Annotated in this window: 12 protein-coding genes; 8 read left to right on the top strand and 4 right to left on the bottom strand. The window is 73.7% G+C overall.

Annotated features, from left to right (window positions below; translation table 11 throughout):
* Window positions 1-34: 34 nt before the first annotated feature.
* Window positions 35-2,995 carry an MGH1-like glycoside hydrolase domain-containing protein gene (locus COUCH_RS24580; RefSeq protein ID WP_249607560.1) on the bottom strand — a complete coding sequence of 987 codons (2,961 nt, stop codon included), beginning with the start codon at window positions 2,993-2,995 and terminating at the stop codon, window positions 35-37.
* Between the two features lie 111 nt (window positions 2,996-3,106).
* Between COUCH_RS24580 and COUCH_RS24575 the strand changes: the two genes are divergently transcribed.
* The 6 genes from COUCH_RS24575 (at window position 3,107) to manD (ending at window position 9,247) form a co-directional block, all read left to right on the top strand.
* Window positions 3,107-3,955, top strand: coding sequence for an SGNH/GDSL hydrolase family protein (locus tag COUCH_RS24575; protein WP_249607559.1), 849 nt, complete (start codon window positions 3,107-3,109; stop codon window positions 3,953-3,955).
* 103 nt (window positions 3,956-4,058) lie between these two features.
* The gene (locus tag COUCH_RS24570; RefSeq protein WP_249607558.1) at window positions 4,059-5,270 is read left to right on the top strand and encodes an extracellular solute-binding protein; all 1,212 of its coding nucleotides are present in this window, start codon (window positions 4,059-4,061) and stop codon (window positions 5,268-5,270) included.
* Window positions 5,267-6,328 (top strand): ABC transporter ATP-binding protein, encoded by a 1,062-nt coding sequence (locus COUCH_RS24565; RefSeq protein ID WP_249607557.1) that lies wholly within the window; start codon window positions 5,267-5,269, stop codon window positions 6,326-6,328. Before COUCH_RS24570 ends, COUCH_RS24565 begins: the two co-directional genes overlap by 4 nt.
* Entirely contained in the window at window positions 6,325-7,200 is an 876-nt protein-coding gene (locus tag COUCH_RS24560; protein ID WP_249607556.1) for an ABC transporter permease, read from the top strand. The genes COUCH_RS24565 and COUCH_RS24560 overlap by 4 nt, the downstream gene beginning before the upstream one ends.
* Window positions 7,197-8,042 (top strand): ABC transporter permease, encoded by an 846-nt coding sequence (locus COUCH_RS24555; protein ID WP_249607555.1) that lies wholly within the window; start codon window positions 7,197-7,199, stop codon window positions 8,040-8,042. The genes COUCH_RS24560 and COUCH_RS24555 overlap by 4 nt, the downstream gene beginning before the upstream one ends.
* A complete protein-coding gene (gene manD / locus COUCH_RS24550) occupies window positions 8,039-9,247 on the top strand; it encodes a D-mannonate dehydratase ManD (protein WP_249607554.1) in 1,209 nt (402 codons plus the stop codon). Before COUCH_RS24555 ends, manD begins: the two co-directional genes overlap by 4 nt.
* A 5-nt stretch (window positions 9,248-9,252) precedes the next feature.
* On the opposite strand, the gene COUCH_RS38950 is transcribed toward manD, so the two are convergent.
* The 3 genes from COUCH_RS38950 to COUCH_RS24530 form a co-directional block, all read right to left on the bottom strand.
* Complete coding sequence (locus COUCH_RS38950; RefSeq protein ID WP_275979970.1) at window positions 9,253-10,959, bottom strand: serine/threonine-protein kinase; 1,707 nt, start codon at window positions 10,957-10,959, stop codon at window positions 9,253-9,255.
* 82 nt (window positions 10,960-11,041) lie between these two features.
* Entirely contained in the window at window positions 11,042-13,453 is a 2,412-nt protein-coding gene (locus tag COUCH_RS24535; RefSeq protein WP_249607552.1) for a transglycosylase domain-containing protein, read from the bottom strand.
* Window positions 13,454-13,543: 90 nt separating this feature from the next.
* Window positions 13,544-14,713, bottom strand: a complete 1,170-nt coding sequence (locus tag COUCH_RS24530; protein ID WP_249607551.1) for a glycosyltransferase family 4 protein — start codon at window positions 14,711-14,713, stop codon at window positions 13,544-13,546.
* Window positions 14,714-14,815: 102 nt separating this feature from the next.
* Between COUCH_RS24530 and COUCH_RS24525 the strand changes: the two genes are divergently transcribed.
* Window positions 14,816-17,605 carry a hypothetical protein gene (locus COUCH_RS24525; protein ID WP_249607550.1) on the top strand — a complete coding sequence of 930 codons (2,790 nt, stop codon included), beginning with the start codon at window positions 14,816-14,818 and terminating at the stop codon, window positions 17,603-17,605.
* A 133-nt stretch (window positions 17,606-17,738) separates the two neighbouring features.
* The gene (locus COUCH_RS38945; protein WP_275979969.1) at window positions 17,739-20,423 is read left to right on the top strand and encodes an ATP-binding protein; all 2,685 of its coding nucleotides are present in this window, start codon (window positions 17,739-17,741) and stop codon (window positions 20,421-20,423) included.
* The last annotated feature ends 7 nt before the right edge of the window (window positions 20,424-20,430 follow it).

Raw genomic sequence — 20,430 nt, 5'->3', positions numbered from 1 at the left:
TGACTCGAAGATCGCGTGGTGCCGGGCACGACCTTCAGCGCCCGAGCACGGTCACCCGGTCCAGGCTGATCGTGCCGGGGTCCAGCCGCAGGCCCACGGCCGGTGCCCACGTCGCGGCCGTCGCCGGCGGGACGGCCGCGTCCACCGGTGCGTCGTGCAGCAGTGTCCAGGCGTCGTCGTGCTCGCGCCAGGTGCTCAGGTGCCCGGAGCGCACCATCACGGCGAAGCGGTCGCCCGGCTCCCAGCGGACGTCGGCGCAGCAGCCGCCGGACGCCTCCGGGCGGGAGCCGCCCGCCACCTCGACGTCCGCGCCGGACGTGCCGAAGTGGTTGTTGTACCAGGCCAGCGCGTAGTCGCCGGCGCCCGCGGCCAGGCCGAGGAAGAGGCTGTCCTCCGGCGAGGCGCCGGAGAACGAGCGCGGTTCCACCACGATCGCGGTGCCCCTGTCGCCGGCGGCGACGGGCGCGGCGAGTACGCCGAACGCGCGCCCGGGCGAGGTCGCCGTCAGCGCGCCGCCGGTGACCGTGAACGTGGGCGCCTGCTCGGCCGCAACCGGCCGGTCGAGCCGGTACGCCGCGGTGCGGTCGGTGCCGAAGTCGTCGTCCCACAGCGTCCGCGGGAAGTCCGCCGGGTCGAAGACGTACCGGGTGGGCGCGAGCGCGCTGCTGACGCCGGCGGGGGTGGTGGCCAGCGCCCGGATCGGCAGGCCCGCGGCGACGTCGGCGTCCGGCGGCACGGTGACCTGCCAGGTGCCGGGGCCGGTCCGGCGCGCCGTCCAGCCCCGCGGCACCTGCAGGGACAGGTCGGCCCGGCCGGTGGCGCGGGTCTTCACCGTCACCGTCCTGCCGGCGTCGACCGGGATCGCGCCGTCGACGAGGCCGTCGAACCGCACGGACACGCGCGGATCGGGTCGGCGCCACAGCTGCAGCGCGGTGATGCCGACCGCCCCGCCGTCGTCCCGGGTGGTGACCACGCGCAGCCGGTCGGTGGTGAGCGGAGGGTCGATCAGCACGCGGTTCACCGCGCGGCCGACCGGCGCGGCGGGGGAGCGGGTCTGGCCGGGGACGTCGAGCCAGTCGCCCGCGGGGGTCTGGTACTGCAGGGCGTACGACTGGGGGGTGCGTACGCCGCCGCCGTCGTCGTAGAAGACGATGCGGACGTCGGAGACCACGGTGGCCGCCCCGAGGTCCACCTGCAGCCAGTCGCGGGCGTTGGGGGAGCCGTACGTGGTCCAGCGCGTGGCCGGCACGTCGAGGTGGAAGTCCTGCCCGTCGATCGCGTCGACCGCCTTGTCCCCGCGCCACGTGTAGGAGGCGCTCGCCGTGGGATGGCCGGTCTCGGTGACGTTGGCGGCGTCGTCGACCAGCTCGGGCAGCGTGACCGCCGAGGGCCGCCCGGTGAGCGCCACGGTCACCGGGGACAGCGAGGCCTGGGTGTGCCGCAGCCGCCCGTCGACCCACACCCGCAGGCCACGGCCCTGGCCGTACGCGGTGCCGTCGCGGTCCCACACCACGGTCACGTTGCGGCCGTGGTACGGCAGGTTCTCCAGCGCGAAGTGGTCCCATCCGGCGGGCACGAGCGGGGCGAGGCGCAGCGTGTCCCCGGCCTGGGGGCGGACGCCGAGCAGCCCGGAGAGCACGTTGTCGGTGAACGTGGAGTGGTTGTAGTCCTCGCTGTGGTTGCGGCCGTCGTAGATCCAGCGGTCCTCGTCGGGGTGGTGCGCCTCGGCCACGTACGGCTTGCCGTCCTTGCGCTGGGTGAGGGCGTACCCGCGCAGCAGGTTGTAGTAGTCGTCGCGGTCCACGTAGGACTGTGCCGGGTAGTCGATGAGCTGGTTCGCGAGGGCGGTGAGCGTCTGGCTGGTGGCGAACGGCCAGCTCGGCCCGTCCCAGCGGCAGCATCCGGCGAGCGCGTCGTGCATGAACCAGGGGCTGCGCCGCTCGGTGGTGGTCGGCCCGTACGGCGCCGCGAAGCCCTGCGGGTCGGTCAGCTGCGCCCAGGCGGCGGCGTTGGCGGCCGGGGCCATGTGGAAGTACCAGGGGATGTACCCGATCTGTTCCCGGTCGGCGATCGGCGTGCGCTGCGGGTTGCCGTCGCGCATGACGTGCTTGTAGAACGATGTACGCGGGTCCCACAGGTACTTCTCGGTGGCAGTGCGCAGGTTCCTGGCCTCGCGCTCGTAACGCGCCGCCTTGGCCGGGTCGCCGGCCATCCGGGCGAGCAGGGCCAGCGCGCGGGCGTCGCCGTACTGGTAGGCGTTGAGGGTCGGTCGGTAGCCGTCGCCGCCGTGGTACGGGTCGTCGCTCTGGTACGAGCTCGCCGTGTACTCCATCGCGTCCCACACCGGCGTCTGCCAGTAGAGCCCGGTGGCGGTGTCGAAGTTGGTGTCCTTCCAGCGGGCGTACTGCCGTTCCAGCTGCGGCATCCGGTCGAGCACGAACCGCCAGTCGCCGGTCACCCGGGCCCTCGCCACGGCCGCGTCCACCGCCCAGAACGAGTACTGGTGGGCCCAGTCGGTCGCGTTGTCGTTGAGCTGGTCGGTGGCGGGCTTGGGGCCGGCGCCGGAGCCGTTGAGCCAGTAGTCGAGGTAGTCGTCGGTGTAGCGGCGGTCCCGCAGCCAGCGTCCCTCGTAGACGTGGTGGCCGGCGGCGGCGTCGATGCCCCCGTACGGGGCGGAGTAGCCGACCGGGCCGAGGAATTCCGAGACGATCCAGCCGTCCTTCGGGCCGGTGTACTTCAGCGCTTCCTTGTAGGTGCGCCAGCGGTAGTAGTACGTCTGCTGGATGTCGCGGTCGGGCAGGTCCACGAACGGGATGTTCGCCTCGTACCACGCGGGTTCGGCGACGTCATCGAGCAGCGCGGCGTGGTCCAGGAGGTGGGTGGTCGGCCCGACGGCCGGATAGACGGGTACGGCCGCAGCCGCGTGCGCGCCGGCGGGAGTTGCGGGAGTGGCCAGGCCGGCCAGCAGGAGGAGCGCGACAGTCCACTTCGACATGAACGCATCTCAACAATCCTGCACAGAGATGTCAACAAATCGCACAGGGCAGTACAGCGCCCGGTCATGGCCTAGAGTGTCCGTGTCGTAACCATTGGTGCTGGAGGTCCCGTGTTCCGTCGCCGGCACACCGTCGCGCTGGCCCTTCTCGCCGCTCTCGCCCTCGCGTGCGACGGCGCCGCGGCCGACCCGGCACCCACCGGGCGGCCCAAGCCGTCCCCGGGGCTGCCGTCCTCGATGGCCGCTCTCGGCGACTCGGTCACGGCGGGCTTCGGCAGCTGCGCCGTCTTCGTCGCGTGCAGCCGCAACTCCTGGTCGACCGGCGGCTCGGACGACGTGGACAGCCACTACCGCCGGCTGCGCGAGGCGAACCCGGAGATCAAGGGCCGGGCCCGCAACTTCGCCTTCCCGGGGGCGCGCGCCGCGGACCTGCCCGCGCAGGCCCGCTCGGCGGTCGACGCCAAGGCGCAGTACGTGACCGTCCTGATCGGCGCCAACGACGCCTGCGCCGACGACGTGGCGTCCATGACGCCCGTGCGCACCTTCCGCGGCCACGTCGACAAGGCGCTGTCCATCCTGCGCAGGGGCCTGCCGAAGGCGCGCGTGCTGGTGGTCAGCATCCCCGATCTCCACCGCCTCTGGCGGCTGGGCCACGACGAGCCCGCGGCGGTGCGCGCGTGGAACCGCGGCGTGTGCCCGTCGATGCTGGCGAACCCGGCCTCGACGGCCGCCGCGGACGACGAGCGTCGCGACCGCGTCGCCGAGCGCATCGACGCGTACGACGATCAGCTGGCCCGGGCCTGCGAGGCGTACGGCGGGCACTGCCGCTGGGACGGCGGTGCGGTGCACGGCGTGCGGTTCTCCCTCGACCTGGTGAACAAGGGCGACTACTTCCACCCCAACGTGAAGGGGCAGAACCGGCTCGCGGACGTCACGTACCCGGGGCGCTTCACGTGGTGAGCTTCCGAAACTTAGATCGATAAATATGGACGGTCTTGAATGTGGTTAACCGTGTCCGTAGCTTGAGGGGGCCCCTTCCACGCTTCGAGACAGGGGAGTCCGCATGCTTGCGCGTCCCTCGGCCCGCCGCGTCGCCGGCGCCCTGACCGCCCTCCTCGTCCTCGCCGCCTGCAGCGCCCCGGACTCCGGCGGCTCCACCGCCGTCCAGGGCGACGCGCCGGCCCGGCCGGCCAAGGCGGTCACCCTCAACATCCTCGACGTCGCCGGGAACCTGCAGCTCACCCAGGGCATGATCGAGGACTTCGTGGCCCGCAACACCGACGTGGTCTCGCGCGTCACGTACGCCAAGGCAACCGCCCCGGAGCTGGTCGGCAAGATCAAGGCGCAGCAGGACGCCAACCGCGTGGACATCGACCTCGTGCTCACCGGCGTGGACGGCCTCTCCGCCGGCCTGCAGCAGGGTCTGTGGACGCCGCTGCTGCCCAAGTACGCCGACCGGCTGCCCGGCATGCGCGATTACCTGCCCGGTGCCGCGGCGATGCAGAAGCTCGCCGGTGACGCCGGTGTGACCGTGACGTACTACCCCTCCGGCCCGCTGCTGGAGTACCTGCCCGCGAAGGTGCCGAACCCGCCGAAGACCGCCCAGGAGCTCCTCGCGTACGCGAAGGCGAACCCGGGCGCGGTGCAGTACGCGCGACCGTCCAACTCCGGGCCCGGCCGTACGCTGCTCATGGGGTTGCCCTATCTGCTCGGCGACCGCGACCCGAAGGACCCGGTCAACGGCTGGGACAAGACCTGGGCGTACCTGAAGGAGCTGGACAAGAGCATCACGCTCTACCCCTCGGGCACCAGCGAGACGATGAAGAACCTCGCCAACGGGTCGGCGAAGATCATTGCCACCACCACCGGCTGGGACATCAACCCGCGCGTGCTGGGCACGGTGCCCAAGGAGGCGAAGGTCGCCGCGCTGCGGAATTTCCACTGGGTGACCGACGCGCACTACGCCGTCATCCCGCGCGGCGTGCCCGCCGACGACCAGGCCGCCGTCCTGCTGCTGCTCGCCCACATGCTCACCAAGGAACAGCAGGCCAAGGCGTACGACCAGGGCTACTTCTACCCGGGTCCCGCGGTGCAGGGCGTCGAGCTCGCCGCCGCGCCGCAGGACAGCCGCGAGGCCATCGGTGAGTACGGCCGCCCCGAGTACGCCGATCTCATCGCGTCCCACCCGCTCGAGGTGCCGCTCGGCGCCAAGGAACTGGTCGCCGCGTTCGACCGCTGGGACCGGGAGATCGGCGGCGCCAAGGTGCGCAAGTGAGCGAGCCCGGCTTCCGTGAGCTGCGGCTGGACGGGGTGGGCCGCAGCTTCGGCGGCCGCGAGGCCCTGGCCGGGCTGACCCTGACCATCCGCCGGGGCGAGTTCATCGCGCTGCTCGGGCCGTCGGGCTGCGGCAAGTCCACCGCGCTGAACTGCCTCGCCGGGCTGCTCCCGCTCAGCCGGGGCAGCATCTGGCGCGACGACGTGCGGCTGGACACCGTCCCGCCGGAGCGCCGCGGCTTCGGCATGGTGTTCCAGAACTACGCGCTCTTCCCGCACCTGACCGTGCGCCGCAACGTCGCCTTCGGGCTGCAGATGCGCCGGGTCCCGCGCGCCGAGACCCGCCGGCGCGTCGACGAGGCGCTGCGGCTGGTGCACCTGCACGAGCACGCCGGCAAGCTGCCCGGGCAACTCTCCGGCGGCCAGCAGCAGCGGGTGGCCATCGCCCGGGCCGTCGTCCTCGAGCCGTCGCTCGTGCTCATGGACGAGCCGCTGTCCAACCTGGACGCCAAGCTGCGGCTGGAGATGCGTACGGAGATCCGCCGCCTGCACCAGACGCTCGGCCTGACCACCGTGTACGTGACCCACGACCAGGAGGAGGCGCTGTCGCTGGCCGACCGGCTCGTCGTGCTGCGCGACGGCCGGGTGGAGCAGATCGGCACCCCGGAGCAGGTGCACGGCAACCCGGTCAGCCGGCACGTCGCCGACTTCATGGGCTACCGCAACCTGCTGGAGCTCAAGGCCGAGCAGACGGCCGGGGGACGGGTCACCGTGGGCGGGGAGGGCGTCACGCTGACGGGTACGCCGATCGGCGTGATCGCGGCGGGCGACCTCGTGGTGGCCGCCGCCCGTCCCGAGGACCTGAACATCGCCGCCGAGGGCGTACCGGCCACCGTGGAGGTGGTCGAGTACCAGGGCCGGGAGGTCGCGGTCGAGGCGCGTACGGAGGCGGGCATCGCCCTGTTCCTGCGCGGCCCCACGCGGCCCGCGACCGGCGAGCGCATCCACGTGGCGGTCGACCCGGCGCGGCTTCTCGTGTTCCCCCGGGACGACCCGTGACCGCGCTGCGGCACCGGCTCGCCGACCGCGGCATCGACCGGCACCTGCTCCTGCTCCTGCCGGCCGCCGTGTTCGTCGTGGTGCTGTTCATCTACCCGTTCTTCTACGGCATCGGCCTGTCGCTGCAGCCCGCCGAAGGGGGTCCGCTGGGGGCGTACCGCCGGTTCTTCACCGACCCGTACCTGCGCGACACCATCACCACCACGCTCGGGCTGGCCCTGCCCGCCGCGCTGCTGAACGTGCTGGCCTCCGTGCCGATCGCGTACCGGATGCGCGGCCGGTACCGCGGCAAGCGCGTGCTGACCACCCTGCTCGTGCTGCCGATCACGCTCGGCACCGTGCTCACCGCGCAGGGCCTGCTGAACTTCCTCGGGCCCACCGGCTGGTTCAACCGGATCCTGCAGAGCACCGGCCTCACCGACGCGCCGGTACGCCTCACGAACAACTACTGGGGCGTCTTCTTCTCCCTCGTCATCACCGGCTTCCCGTTCGCGTTCCTGCTCGTCAGCTCGTACCTGTCGGGCATCGACCCGGCGCTGGAACGCGCCGCCGCGACGCTGGGGGCCGGCGCGTTCCAGCGCTTCCGCCGGGTCACGCTCCCGTTGCTCGCGCCGGGGCTGGCCACCACGTTCTGCCTCACCTTCGTGCTGGCGTTCAGCGTGTTCCCGTCCGCGGTGCTGGTGGGCGACCCGGCCGGCGAGACGCGGGTCATCTCGATCGCCGCGTACGAGGCCGCCTACGTGCAGTACGACTACGTGCTCGCCTCCGCCATCGCCGTCATCATGGGCGTGGTCGAGCTCGTCGTCCTCGGCCTCGTCCTGGGCTGGCGCGCGCTGCTCTACACCGGCTCGACCGCGGGAGGCAAAGGATGACGGAGCTGCGGCCGCGCCGCCTCACCGGCAGCCCGCTCGGCTGGCTGATCTGGGGCGTGGTGATCTTCTTCTTCGTCAACCTGGCCGGCGTCATCGCGGCCGTCGTGGTCAGCTCGTTCGGCCGCCGCTGGTTCGACACGTGGCTGCCGCAGGGCTGGACGGCGGACTGGTACGGCCGCGCCTGGCGGGACTTCACGCTCGGCCCGGTCCTCGTGGTCACGCTCGAGGTGGCGGTGCTCGTCGTCGGCATGTCGCTGCTCATCGGGGTGCCCGCGGCGTACGCGCTGGCCCGCGCCTCGTTCCCCGGCCGGCGGGTGCTGCTCCTGCTGTTCCTGCTGCCGATCCTCATGCCGCCGATCACGTACGGCATCCCGCTGGCCACGGTCCTCTACAAGTACGGCTTCGCCGGTCACCTCTCCGGCGTCGTGCTGGCGAACCTCGTGCCCTCCGTACCGTTCGTCATCCTCACCATGACGCCGTTCATCGAGCAGATCGACCCGGCGATCGAACGCGCCGCCCGGATGTGCGGCGCCCGGACCTGGCAGGTGTTCCTGCGGGTGCTGGCGCCGCTGTCGGTGCCGGGCATCCTCGCCGCGGCGATCCTCGTGCTCGTACGGACGGTCGGGATGTTCGAGCTGACCTTCCTCACCGCCGGCCCGGACTCGCAGACGCTCGTCGTCGCGCTCTACTACTCGATGTCGTCCGCCGGCATCCGCGCGCAGCAGTCCGTCGACGCGATGGCGGTCCTGTACACGGCGATGATGCTGGTCCTGCTCGTGGTGGCGCTGCGGTTCGTCAACCCGACGCAGCTCGTGGCGCGCCTGGGGGACGAGGACACGTGAGGATCGTGGAGGCCCGCGTCGTCGTCACCTGCCCCGGGCGCACCTTCGTGACGCTCAAGGTCGTCACCGACGACGGCGTCACCGGGGTCGGCGACGCCACCCTGAACGGGCGTGAGCTGGCCGTGGCGGCGTACCTGCGCGAGCACGTCGTGCCGGCGCTCCTCGGGCGCGACCCGGCCCGCATCGAGGACACCTGGCAGTACCTCTACAAGGGCGCGTACTGGCGGCGCGGGCCGGTCACGATGACCGCGATCGCCGCCGTCGACACCGCGCTGTGGGACATCAAGGGCAAGGTCGCCGGCCTGCCGGTCTACCAGCTGCTCGGTGGGCGGTCCCGCGACGGTGTCACCGTGTACGCCCACGCGAACGCGGAAACGGTCGACGGGGTGCTCGGCGAGGTGGCCCGCCGCACCGACGCCGGCTACCGGGCCGTGCGGGTGCAGACCGGCGTGCCCGGCCTGGCCACCACGTACGGCGTCAGCGCGGGCGGGAAGCCGTACGAGCCCGCCGACGCCGCCGTGCCGTCCGAGGCGGTCTGGTCCACCCGCCGCTACCTGAGTCACGTGCCGTCGGTGTTCCGCCGGATCCGCGACGAGTTCGGCCCCCAGCTGATGCTGCTGCACGACGTGCACCACCGGCTCACCCCCATCGAGGCCGCCCGGCTCGGCGCGGCGCTGGAGCCGTACGACCTGACCTGGATGGAGGATCCCGTCCCGGCCGAGCTGCAGGAGGGTTTCCGGCTGATCCGGCAGCACACCACGACACCGATCGCGGTGGGGGAGGTCTTCAACAGCGTCTGGGACTGCCAGGAACTCATCACCGGGCAGCTCATCGACTACATCCGCGCCACCGTCGTGCACGCCGGCGGCATCAGCCACCTGCGCCGCATCTTCGACCTCGCGAACCTCTACCACGTCCGCAGCGGCTCGCACGGCGCCACGGACCTGTCCCCGGTCTGCATGGCGGCCGCGCTGCACCTCGACATCAGCATCCCCAACTTCGGGCTGCAGGAGCACATGCCGCACACCGCCGAGACCGACGCGGTGTTCCCGCACGGCTACCGGTTCGCCGACGGCTACCTGCACCCCTCCGAGACGCCGGGGCTGGGCGTCGACATCGACGAGGAGCTCGCCGCGCGGTACCCGTACCGGCCGGCGTCGCTGCCGGTGAACCGCCTCGAGGACGGCACGCTGCACAGCTGGTGACCGGCTCAGACGTCGTCGGTCGAGACCGACGCGGTGCCGGACGAGCAGGTGACGGTCATCCGGAGCCGCTCGTTGCCGTGCCGGAAGGTGGCCGACGCCGCCGCGGCCGGCCCCGCCTCCACGTCGTCGACCTTCCACGGGCGCGCCGCCGTCCACGACAGCAGCTGCGCCCGGCCCGGCTCGGGGCAGCTCGCCCGTACGGAACCGCCCGACGAGGAGAACGACCACTCCCGCGCCGGCGGCTCCTCGGGGTCGGTGGTGGCCGTCGGCCGCGGGGTCGTCGTCGTGGCGGTGGCGCCCCCGGTGGTGACGGTCGCTCGCGGCGGCTCGGTGCCCCCGGTGCCACCGGCGCCGGCCGGATCGGCGGCCGCTGTCGTGCCTGCCGTGGCGGGTGCGGTCGCGGGGGTGGTCTCGGACACCGGCTTGCGGGCCGTGGTGGCGCCCGGCTCCACCGCCGCGGCATCGCCGGACGACGCGGGCGCGACCGGCTGGGCCTGCGTGGAGCCGTCCTCGCCGCCGGGGCCGGGCAGGAGCAGCCACAGCACGGCGGCCAGGGCGACGACGCCGGCGACGACCATGGCGAGGCGGACCCGCCGGCGTGGTGCCCGTCCCGCGTCGGTGGGCGGGGCCGCTGCCGTCGCCGCTGCCGAGGTCGCTGCCGTGTCCGCCGTCTCCGCCGTCGTCTCCGCGGCCGGGCGCAGCGGCACGGCATCCGGGTCGGTCACCGGGATCGCCGCCGCGCCGCCGCTTGTCGCCGCGCCGCCCGCCGCCGCGCCGCTTGCCGCGGCGCCGTTGGTGGCTGCTGTCGTGGCGTCGCGGCGGATCAGCACCGACGGGGTGGGGTCCACCGCGGTGGCGCCCGTGGCGCGGAACGGCTCGTCCGCCACCACGCGCAGGCCCGCGCCCTGGGCCAGCAGGGCGGCCGCCTCCCGGGCGCTCGGGCGCAGCGTGACGTCCTTGTTCAGGCAGCGGTTGCACAGGTCGACCACGTACTCGGGCACCCCTGGCAACTGCGGCAGCGGCTCCGGCGCCACGTAGATGTGGGCGGAGAGCATCTGCGTCGTGGTGTCCGCGGACCAGGGGGAGTGGCCGGAGAGCAGGCGGTAGAGCAGGACGCCGAGGGCGTACACGTCGGAGGCGGGATCCACCGCGTCGTCGGTCAGCCGCTCCGGCGCGAGGTATGCCGGGGTGCCGTACACCTCGGCGTCGAGGTCGCCGGTGCCGGACCGGCTGATCGCCGCGGCGATGCCGAAGTCGACGACCTTGGCGCCGGTCTCGGCGAGCAGCACGTTCGCCGGCTTGATGTCGCGGTGGACCAGGCCGTCGGCGTGCGCGGCGGCGAGTGCGGCGGCCACCTCGGCGCACACCCGCATCGCGAACCGGGGCGACATGGGCGCGTGCATCCGGTCGTGCAGCGGTACGCCGCGGACCAGCTCCATCACGATGTACGGCACCGCGGTGCCCGGCGCCGACGACTCACCGTAGTCGTACACCTGGGCGATGTTGGGGTGTGACAGCCCCGCCGCCGCGCGGGCCTCCTGGTGGATCCGCCGCCGGGACTCGGGGTCGCCCATGTGCCGGGCGGCCAGGACCTTGACGGCGACCGTACGGCCGAGGACCTCGTCGCGGGCCCGCCAGACCACCGACATGCCGCCGCGGCCGAGCGGGGCGAGCAGAACGTAGCGGCCGCCGAGCCGCTGGTGCACCTCCATGCCGAGGCAGTCTGCCGGTATCGACGGCGATCTGCATCCCCGACCCCCCTGAAAGGGGCCGGGGAGGCGTCCGGAGCCCGTTCTACCGCGGTCCCGGGCGGCCCGGGCCGCGTCCGGGCGGGGTGCCCGGCTGGTTGCCCGGCGGGGTGCCGGGCGTCTGCGCCGGCCCGCCGCTGACCTGGATGCTGACGAAGCCGCCCTTGACCGTCGTGCCGGACGGGTCGGTGCCGGCCGCCGTGCCCTTCGGGCAGGACGAGGTCACCTCGGCGCCGGTGGCCGCGATGAAGCCCGCGTTCTTCAGCAGCGACGTGGCCTCGTCGATGCTGCGGCACGTGACGTCGGGCACGGACCGCTGCTCACCCTTCGCGATCCTGGTGCCGGACGGCTTCTTGAACTCCTCGTCCGGCTCGCCCTTCATGATGTCGCGCACGGTCTTCTGGACCGCGGGGTTCACCACGCCGTGCAGCATCCGGTACGGGTGGTTCTGGTAGTCCGGGTTCACCAGGTAGCCCGCGACGACGATCTTCGTGGTGCCGACGATCAGCGAGGCGGTCTTGTCGTTGTCGGTCGTGCCGGTCTTGCCGAACACGGGGTGCCCGACGATGCCGTGGGTGTCGCCGGCGGTGGCGCCCCGGCACCCGCCCAGCTGCGGGGAGTCGCCGACCGGGCAGCGCGCCGCGTCGATGGCCGCGCGCGCCACGTCCTTCGGGGTGGCCCGCTTGCACTGCGGCTGGCCGACGTCCAGCTTCTCCCCGGAGGCGGCGGTGATCTGCTGAACCGGGGTCGGCTGGCAGTACATGCCGTCGCCGGCGAGGGTCGCGTACGCGTTGGCCATGTCCAGCGGCGTGGAGTCGGCCACGCCCAGGGTGAACGCACCCCAGTCGTGCGCGGAGTTCGTCGCCAGATCGTTGTCGTGCGGGCTGCGGAACTTCACGCCGAACCGCTTCGCCACGTCGACGACCTTCTCGGCGCCGACGCTCTCCTCCAGCGGTACGAAGTACGTGTTGACCGAGCTGCCGAAGCCCGTCCACATGTTGTACGGGCCCTTCTCCGACTTCGACGCGTTGGAGGGGCAGTAGTGCCCGCCGCACTCGGCCGGCGAGCCCGAGTCGAGGTAGGTGGGCGACTTGTACCGCTGGGTGGTGTTGATCGTGTACGCCAGCGGATAGCCGTTCTCCAGCGCCGCCACCATCGTGAACATCTTGAACACCGAGCCGGCCTGGTAGCCGGTGATGTCGCCGCCGCCGGTCAGCAGCGGGTTGGTGGTGTTCGGGAACGTGCCGCGCTTGCCCTTCCTGCGCAGGGCGGGGTCCGAGGAGGGCTTGTTCTCCGGATGGGCCGGATCATCGATCTTGAACCGGCGGTTGGCGGCGAGCGCGCGGACCCGGCCCGTCCCCGGCTCGACCCCGGCCAGCAGCAGCGCGTCGCGGTCCTTCACGCCGATCTTCTTGGCGATGTTCCTGCGGGCGGCGGTCTGCGCCTTGACGTCCAGCGACGTACGGATGGTGTAGCCGCCGCTCTTGAGCCGCCGCTCCCGCTCGAACGTCGTGGAGCCGAACTCGGGGCGGCTGAGCCACCAGCGGTAGAAGTAGTCGCAGAAGAAGCCCCAGCTGTTGGTCGTGACCGAGGTGCAGCCGTTGCCGCTGCGCTTGACCGTGTGCTTGAGCGGGACCTTGACGGCGTCGGCGGCCTGCTGCGGGGTGATGTAGCCGAGGTCGCGCATGTTGCCGATGACCCAGTTGCGCCGGTCGAGGGCCTTCGGGTAGCCGATCGCGGTGGTCGGGTTGAAGCCGGTCGGCGCCTTCACCATGCCGGCCAGCAGCGCGGCCTCGGCGACCGTGAGGTCCTTGGCCTTCTTCTGGAAGTAGACCTGGCTGGCGGCGGAGATGCCGTACGCGCCGTTGCCGAAGGGTGCGGTGTTCAGGTAGCGCTCGAGGATCTGCGGCTTGGTCAGCTCCTTCTCGACCTGCATCGCGTACTTCATCTCGGTGAGCTTGCGCCGCGCCGTGCCCTCGGTGGCGTCCACGACCTCCTGCGGGGTGGGGGCCGTGTACGTGAGCGACATCTTGACGTACTGCATCGTCAGCGTGGAGGCGCCCTGCCGGTCGTTGGTGCCGCTGTTGTTGACGAACGCCCGCGCGATGCCCTTCACGTCGACGCCGTTGTGGTGGAAGAACTGGTGGTCCTCCGCCGCGACGATCGCGTCCTGCATGGTCTTGGAGATGTCCTTCAGCGGTACGTCGTGCCGGAACTCCTCCCAGAACACGGCGACCTTGGTCTTGCCGTCGGCCGCGTACAGGGTGCTCACCTGCGGGGCGGTGACGTGCTTGAGCTGGCTCGGCAGGCTGTCGAAGGACTCGCCGCCGGCCTTGGCCGCCAGACCGGACATGGCCACCGCGGGGAACGCCGCTGCCGCGACGACCACGCCGGAGGCGAGACCGCAGATCAGCAGGGCGGCCGCGTTCGTGAGGGGTTTGTGCTCGCGTCGGCGCATCGGGTGCCAGGTCCAAACGTCGATGGTCGTCAACCGGACGGTCGGGGGACTCGTCCGGGCGGAGGGTAACGATCACGTGCAAGTGCCGGCTCAGCGCGTGGCGAGCTCGGCGAACAGCCGCTCCCAGGACTCGGCGACGGCGGGTATCGCGTACCGGGAGCTGGTCTGCCTCGCCGCGCGGCCCAGCGTTTCACGCAGCGCGCCGTCCTCGATCAGCCGGCCGAGGCCCTCGGCGAGCGCCGCGGTGTCCTCGTGCGGGATCAGCAGGCCGTTCACGCCGTCCTCGACGACCTCGGCGGGACCGGTCGGGCAGTCGAACGCCACCACCGGCAGGGCCGAGTCCATGGCCTCCAGCAGCACCATCGGCAGCCCCTCGAAACGCGAACTCAGCGCGAAGACCGACGCCCGGGCCAGCTCCCGGTCCAGGTGCCGGGTCGTGCCGCGCAGGTGGACCCGGCCGCCGAGGCCGAGGCTCTTGATCTGCTCGGTGAGCGCCTTGCGCAGCCGGCCCTCGCCGAAGATCGACAGCTCCCAGTCCGGGTGCCGCGCGGCGACCGTGCCGAAGGCCTCGATCAGCAGGTCGAACCCCTTCTGCGGGGCGAGCCGGCCGGCCGCCAGCACGGTCCGGGCGCGCTCGCCGGCCGGCGCGGCGGGCCGGGCCGGTATGCCGTTCGGGATGCGCTCCACGCGCAGGGTGGTGTGGCCCAGCGCCGCCCGGTACGCGGTCAGGTCCGCCTCGGTCAGCACGGTCACCGCGTCGAGCCGCGGGTACGCCCGCAGCATCGCCTCGCGCAGCGCCGGCTTGTACGTGCCCAGGTTCATGTGGTCCTGCCCGATCCGGATCAGCCGGCGCGGCGCGAACCAGGCGGACATGAGGTTCAGCCCGGGCCGGGTGGTGACGAGCACACCCTCGCGCTCGGCCCGGAAGTAGCGCACGAGGATGGTGTCCACCACCGGGTCCCAGCGCTTGTAGCGGAAGTCGTACCGGTGCGGCAGCGGGTTGCGGAAGCGCCGCGTCTTGCGGATGAACCGGGAGTTCGTGCCCGGGGCGTCGGTGAAGCGGGAACCGTCGTCGCGCAGGTCGGTGAGCGAGACCAGCCGGACCCGGTCGTCGAGGTGGAAGACGGGCTTGTCCCGGGTGCGGTAGACGCTGGCGATCTCCACCTCGTGCGCGCCGCACAACGCGTTGGCCTGATTGACGACGGTACGGATCGTGCCGCCCGTGCCGTACGCGTTGTTCAGGACGTACCGGATCTTCACGCGCACACCGTAGAGGCAGTCGTCAATGCAGCGCCGCCCCGCACCGCGAATGTGCACAATGCGCCCCGAAAATGCGCTGGACGCCGGGTCGAGGATGGTGACGTGGCAACCACCGTGTCGAGCGGCATCGTCCCGCGCACGGACCAGTGCGTTCTCGCATCCGGTCCGGCGTCGCGGGCCGCCGTGCTGCCCGCCGGGACCCCGGTCGCGCTGGGCCCCGCCGACGCGCCGGACGAGGCGCGGGAGGCGGCGCTTGCCGAGCTGCGGGCGCTGGTGGACGAGGCCGGTCCGCTCGCCGCCGCGGCCGGCGCCGACCTCGGCGGCGGTTTCCGCTCCGCCCGGGTGGACGGCCGGCCCGGCGACCGCCGCGACGCCGTCCTGGCCGCGCTCGCCGTCCCCCGGTACGCCGAGCGGCTCGGCCCGCCGGCCGCCCTGCTCGTCGCCCTCTTCGGTCCGGACGCCACCCGGCCGCTGGGCGCGGAGACGCTGGCCGCGATCGCGGCCGGCCACTGGGCGGCGCTGCGGTACGCCGTGGCCGCCGGTGACCTGCTCGGCCCGGAACAGCTGGTCGAGGTGCTGCGGCTGCGGGCCGCCGACGGGATCGACCCGTTCCCGCTGGGCCTGCCGTCCGTGGTCGGCGACCATCTCGCCCGCGTCCTGCGGCCCCTGCCCCGCCCGCGCCGGCTCGCCCTGCTCGTCAGCCTCTGGGAGCAGGTGTGCGACGCCCTCACCGAACGCCGTCGCCGGGAACGCATCCGCTCGTCGCAGACCAGGCGCGACCTGGAGCAGCCCCTGGCCGAGCGCCGCGAGCGGTACGAGGAGATGCTGGTGGAACGGGCCCTCGGGCCGCGGGCGACAGTGGCCGAGGCGGCGCTGTGGTATCCGCCACGGCGGTTCTGGGAGGCGCGGTTCCGGCGCGTCCTGCACGACGCGCTCGCCGCCACGGTGCTGGCCCGGGTCGCCGCCACGGCCGCGGATCTCGGCGTCGAGGCGGCGCTGGACCGGCACGGTACGCACCTGCGGGCTGCGGCCGCGCTGCTGAGCGGAAAAGAAGCCGCCGCAGCCGCCCGGCGGGTTCCCGGGCTGACCGGGCACCCGGCACGCCCCGGCTGCTACGTCCGTGACATCGCCGCCTGCCTGGGCCCGGGCGCCACCCCGACCGCGAAGCAGCTGACGGGCATCCGGCAGCGGCTCTCGACCGCCCGGCACTACGGCACGGCGGCCGTCGACGCGGCGACCAGCATGCTCGGGCAGGCGCCGTACCTGGACCATCCCAGCGCGCTGGAGGCGATGGACGCCGTACGGGCCGCCGGCATGGCGGACTGGCGGGACGAGGTCGGCTACTTCTCCCCGCAGCGGCCGGCGACGTGGCGTCAGCCCACCCTGGACGGCCGGCCCGTGCTCGCCGACCGCCCCGAGCCGGCCGAGACGGTCGGCGACCTGCTCTGGCTCGGTGAGCTCGCCGACGCGGTCGCGCAGCTCTACGGCCACCCGGCGGCCGGGATCGACCACTGGCGGACCACCGTCACGGTGGACTTCGAGCCGGACCCGTCCGTGGACACCTTCGTCTCCGACGCCGGATCGGTGGCCCAGGCCGCCGCCCGTGCCGCCCAGCTCGCCGAGTTCGGCGGAGCCGTCCCGGCCAGACCGCGGTCCTGGGGCGAGCTGGTGGCCGGGCTCGTCGCGGGCGCCGCCGCGGCCGAGGCGCTCGTGGCCACGTTCGCCGTGCCGGCCGTGGCCGGGGACACCGACGGCACCCTCCTGCCCGGTACCGGCGCGTGCATCGAGGTCGCCCGTACGGGCAGCCAGCTCGGCGACTGGGCCGCGTACATGGGCAACTGCATCGCCGGCCCGTACTACTCGGCCGAGGCCGCCGCCGGGCACATCGTGCTGCTGGCCCTGCGCGACGCCGGCGGCCGGATCCTGCTCAACGCCGAGCTCCGGCCGACCGGCAAGGGGTGGCGAACAGGGGAGGTCAGGGCCCGCTTCAACGAGGACCCCGACCCGAAGCTGCTCCGCCACCTCCAGGAGTGGGTGCGGTCGCTGCCCTTGCCGCTGCCCGCGGAGGCCGCCCCGGAGCCCGATCCCGCTCCCCGTACCGGGCGGGCCCCGCGGCGTCCGGCGCCCGCTCGGCGCCTGGCCGCCGAGCTCGGTGAGCGGCTCGAGGAGCTCACGGGGGAGCGTCAGGAGTCCACGTTCGCCCGCCTGCTGGGCGTGCCGGCAACGCCGGAAGGGCTCGTCGCACTGCGGCGGCAGGCACCGCCCACCGTGGAGCGGGCCGTCCGGGACGCCCTCGCCGACCCGGCCGCCGCCGGCGAGGTGTGGGCGGCCACCGCCGTGCGGCCCATGGCGGCCGCGGTCGCGGCGATGCCCGAGGACATCCGTGGCCGGCTCGCCCCGCTGGTCCGCGACGAGCCGTTGCCCGCAGCGCTGCGCAAGATCGCCCGCCTTCCCCGGGTTGCCCCGGCGCGCACCGCCGATCTGGTCGCGCTGCGGGTCCGGGCCGCGTTCGGCGCTCTGCTGCGCGCCGACGATGCCGCGCTCGCCGCCGCGATGACCCGCCGGCCGCACGGACCGTTGCTGCGTGCCGCCGCGCTCGCCGTCACCACCTGGGGTGGCCTCACCGGCCCGGCGGTCACCGCGGTCGCCGCGCGCCGCCGGGTCCGGCTGCCCGGCTACCCGGAGTCGTCGCTGCGCGACGAGACCTGGCAGGGCGCCTGGCCGGACGCGATCGAGCTGGGCGCCGACCCGGACGCGTTCTGGACCGGGATCGCCCGGCACGGACTGCTGCTGCCGGCGTCCTGGCTCGGTGCCGGATGGCCCGCGCTGTGGGCCCGCTCGTCCGCCCGCCCGGCGCCTCGGCCTCGCGATCTCCCTGCGTACGCCGGATAGCGTGGCCGATCACACCCGGCCGGGTGTGATTTCCGGGCATGGCCGGCGCCCACGGCGGGTAACCCCAGTCCGACGGCCCCGCCGGGGACGCCCGGCCGCCACGGGAGACGTGATGATCAGATGACAAGCGCCGATGTCACCGGATGACATCTTCGCCGGGGGCGGTGACACCGGCCGGATCATGGGCCGCCTGGACTGGTCGCGTACGCCGCTCGGCCCGGTGGGCGGCTGGCCGCAGAGCCTGCGTTCCGCCGTCCGGATCGTGTTGTCGTCGCGCTACCCGATGCTGCTGCTCTGGGGCCCCGACTACACCCAGCTGTACAACGACGCGTACTCCGGGCTGATCGGGGACCAGCACCCAGCCGCGCTCGGCGGCGACGTGCGGGTCACGCTGGCCGCCGGCTGGGACGTCCTCGAACCCCTCATCGCCGACGCCATGGCGACCGGCGTCGCCAGCTGGGTGCCGGCGCTGCGGCTGATGCTGGAACGGGCCGGGTACCGCGAGGAGGCGTACTTCAGCGTCTCGCACGCGCCCGCCCGCGACGACGACGGCCGGACGGTCGGCGTGCTCACCGTCTGCAGCGAGGTGACCGAGCAGGTGGTGGGGGAGCGGCGGCTGCAGCTCCTGCGTGACCTCTCCCTGCGCGGCGGCGACCGGACCGCCGGCGTCGCGGAGACCTGCGAGCAGCTCGCCGCCGCCATGGGTGAGCACCCGCTCGACGTGCCGTTCGCGGCCATCTACCTGCGCGACGGCGCGGTGCTGCGCCGGATGGCGGCCGCCGGGACCGACGCCGCCGGGCGGGACGTGGCGGTGTTGCTGCCCGCCGAGGTGCCCGCCGATCCCGCCGCGCGGGGCTGGCAGCCGGCGGCGGGGCTGCGCGACGCCGTACGCCTCGACGTGCCCGCGGGGCTCGACGTCGCCGGGGGCCCGTGGGCGCTGGCCGTCCGTGAGGCGGTCGCCGTGCCGCTGCCCTCGGCCGACCGGGAGCAGCCGCTGGGCGTGCTGCTGGCCGGGATCAGCCCGAGCCGGGGCCTCGACGACGCGTACCGGTCCTTCCACCACCTCCTGGCGCAGCAGGTGGCGCTTGCCGTGCGCAACTGCCTGGCGTACGAGGAGGAACGCCGCCGGGCCGAGGCGCTCGCCGAGCTGGACCGGGTGAAGACGACGTTCTTCACCAACGTCAGCCACGAGTTCCGCACCCCGCTGACGCTCATGCTCGGCCCGCTCACCGACGCCCTCGCCGACACCGGCGAGCCGCTCGGCCCGCACCAGCGCGAGCGCGTGGACACCGCCCGGCGCAACGCGACCCGCCTGCTGACGCTGGTGAACAACCTGATGACGTTCTCCGGCCTCGAGGCCGGCCGCGCCGGCAACCAGCCCCGCGAGGTGGACCTGGCCCGGCTCACCGCCGACCTGGCCGGGGTGTTCCGCGCCGCCGCCGAGCGGGCCGCGCTGCGGCTCGTCGTGGACTGCCCGCCGCTGCCGGGGCCGACCGCCGTGGACCCGGCCAACTGGGAGACCATCGTCACCAACTTGATCTCCAACGCGGTCAAGTTCACCTTCGTCGGCGAGATCCGCGTCGCGCTCGGCAGCGACGACCACGGCGTCCGGCTCAGCGTCGCGGACACCGGCATCGGCATCGCCGAGGCGGACCTGCCGCACCTGTTCGACCGGTTCCACCGGGTTCAGGGCGCGCAGGCGCGCAGCCACGAGGGCAGCGGGATCGGCCTGGCGCTGGTCCGGGAGCTGGCCCGGCTGCTCGGCGGCGACGTCGGCGTGACCAGCGCGCCGGGCGAGGGCGCCACGTTCACCGTGGTCCTGCCCTGGTCGGCGGTCGAGCCCGCCGGTGCGCGCCCGGGCGGCGGAAACCCGGGCGCCACGGCCCGCGCCATGGCGGAGGAGGCGCTGGGCTGGCTCGCCGACCCGGAGCCGCCGGCCGTGGCGAACCACGGCGGCGCCCGCATCCTCATCGCCGATGACAACGGTGACATGCGGGCGTACCTCGCCCGGCTGCTGGCCGGCGAGGGATGGCGGGTGCAGACGGTGGGCGACGGGCAGGCCGCGCTCGAGGCGGTCCGCCGGGAGCCGCCCGACCTGCTGCTGACCGACGTGATGATGCCGCGGCTCGACGGGTTCGCGCTGGTCCGGGCGGTGCGGCGGGACGAGGCGACCCGGACGCTGCCGATCGTCATGCTCTCCGCCCGCGCCGGCAGCGAGTCCGGTGTGGAAGGTCTGGACGCCGGCGCCGACGACTACGTCGTCAAGCCGTTCACCGCCGCGGAACTGCTCGCCCGCGTCCGCAGCAATTTGCGCCACGACCACCGGCACCGTCCCGCGACGGGGCAGCGGTCCCCGGATCCGGCCGCGCCCGTGGCTGCACCCGCGATGACGCCGGAGCCGGTACGTCGCACCGCCGCCGCCGGGCCCCCGATCGCCGACCGGGACGTGCGGTGGACGTACCCGCTGGAGCCGACGGCCTCCTCGCAGATGCGCCGGGACCTGCGCAAGGCCCTCGACGGCAGCGTCGATCCCGACCTGCTCGACGATCTGCAGCTCGCGGCCACCGAGGCGGTCAACAACGCGGTGGAGCACGCCCAGCAGCCCGCCCGGCCCCAGGTGGACGTGCGGTTGTCGGTGGCCGGCGGCGTGGTGCGGCTCAGCGTGCAGGACTACGGCAGCTGGCGCGGGCGTCCGGCGCCGCGGGACCGGGGGCGCGGCGCGCTGCTGATGAACGCGTACGGCGACGTGCGGGTGACCCGGTCCGCGACCGGCACGCTGGTCACGATCGAGCGCCGCCTGCCCGAGCCGCCCGGCTGACCAGCGG

It is taken from the genome of Couchioplanes caeruleus (genome assembly GCF_023499255.1).
Taxonomy (GTDB): domain Bacteria; phylum Actinomycetota; class Actinomycetes; order Mycobacteriales; family Micromonosporaceae; genus Actinoplanes; species Actinoplanes caeruleus_A.
Note: the sequence above shows the minus strand (reverse complement) of the source record. Positions and strands in the feature narration are given on the sequence as shown.

What these genes read in the sequence shown, in the direction of transcription:
- COUCH_RS38945 (WP_275979969.1), top strand. Translation starts at nt 17,739, where the DNA reads ATGTCACCGGATGACATCTTCGCCGGGGGCGGTGACACCGGCCGGATC.
- COUCH_RS24535 (WP_249607552.1), bottom strand. Translation starts at nt 13,453, where the DNA reads ATGCGCCGACGCGAGCACAAACCCCTCACGAACGCGGCCGCCCTGCTG.
- COUCH_RS24555 (WP_249607555.1), top strand. Translation starts at nt 7,197, where the DNA reads ATGACGGAGCTGCGGCCGCGCCGCCTCACCGGCAGCCCGCTCGGCTGG.
- COUCH_RS24580 (WP_249607560.1), bottom strand. Translation starts at nt 2,995, where the DNA reads ATGTCGAAGTGGACTGTCGCGCTCCTCCTGCTGGCCGGCCTGGCCACT.
- COUCH_RS24570 (WP_249607558.1), top strand. Translation starts at nt 4,059, where the DNA reads ATGCTTGCGCGTCCCTCGGCCCGCCGCGTCGCCGGCGCCCTGACCGCC.
- COUCH_RS38950 (WP_275979970.1), bottom strand. Translation starts at nt 10,959, where the DNA reads ATGGAGGTGCACCAGCGGCTCGGCGGCCGCTACGTTCTGCTCGCCCCG.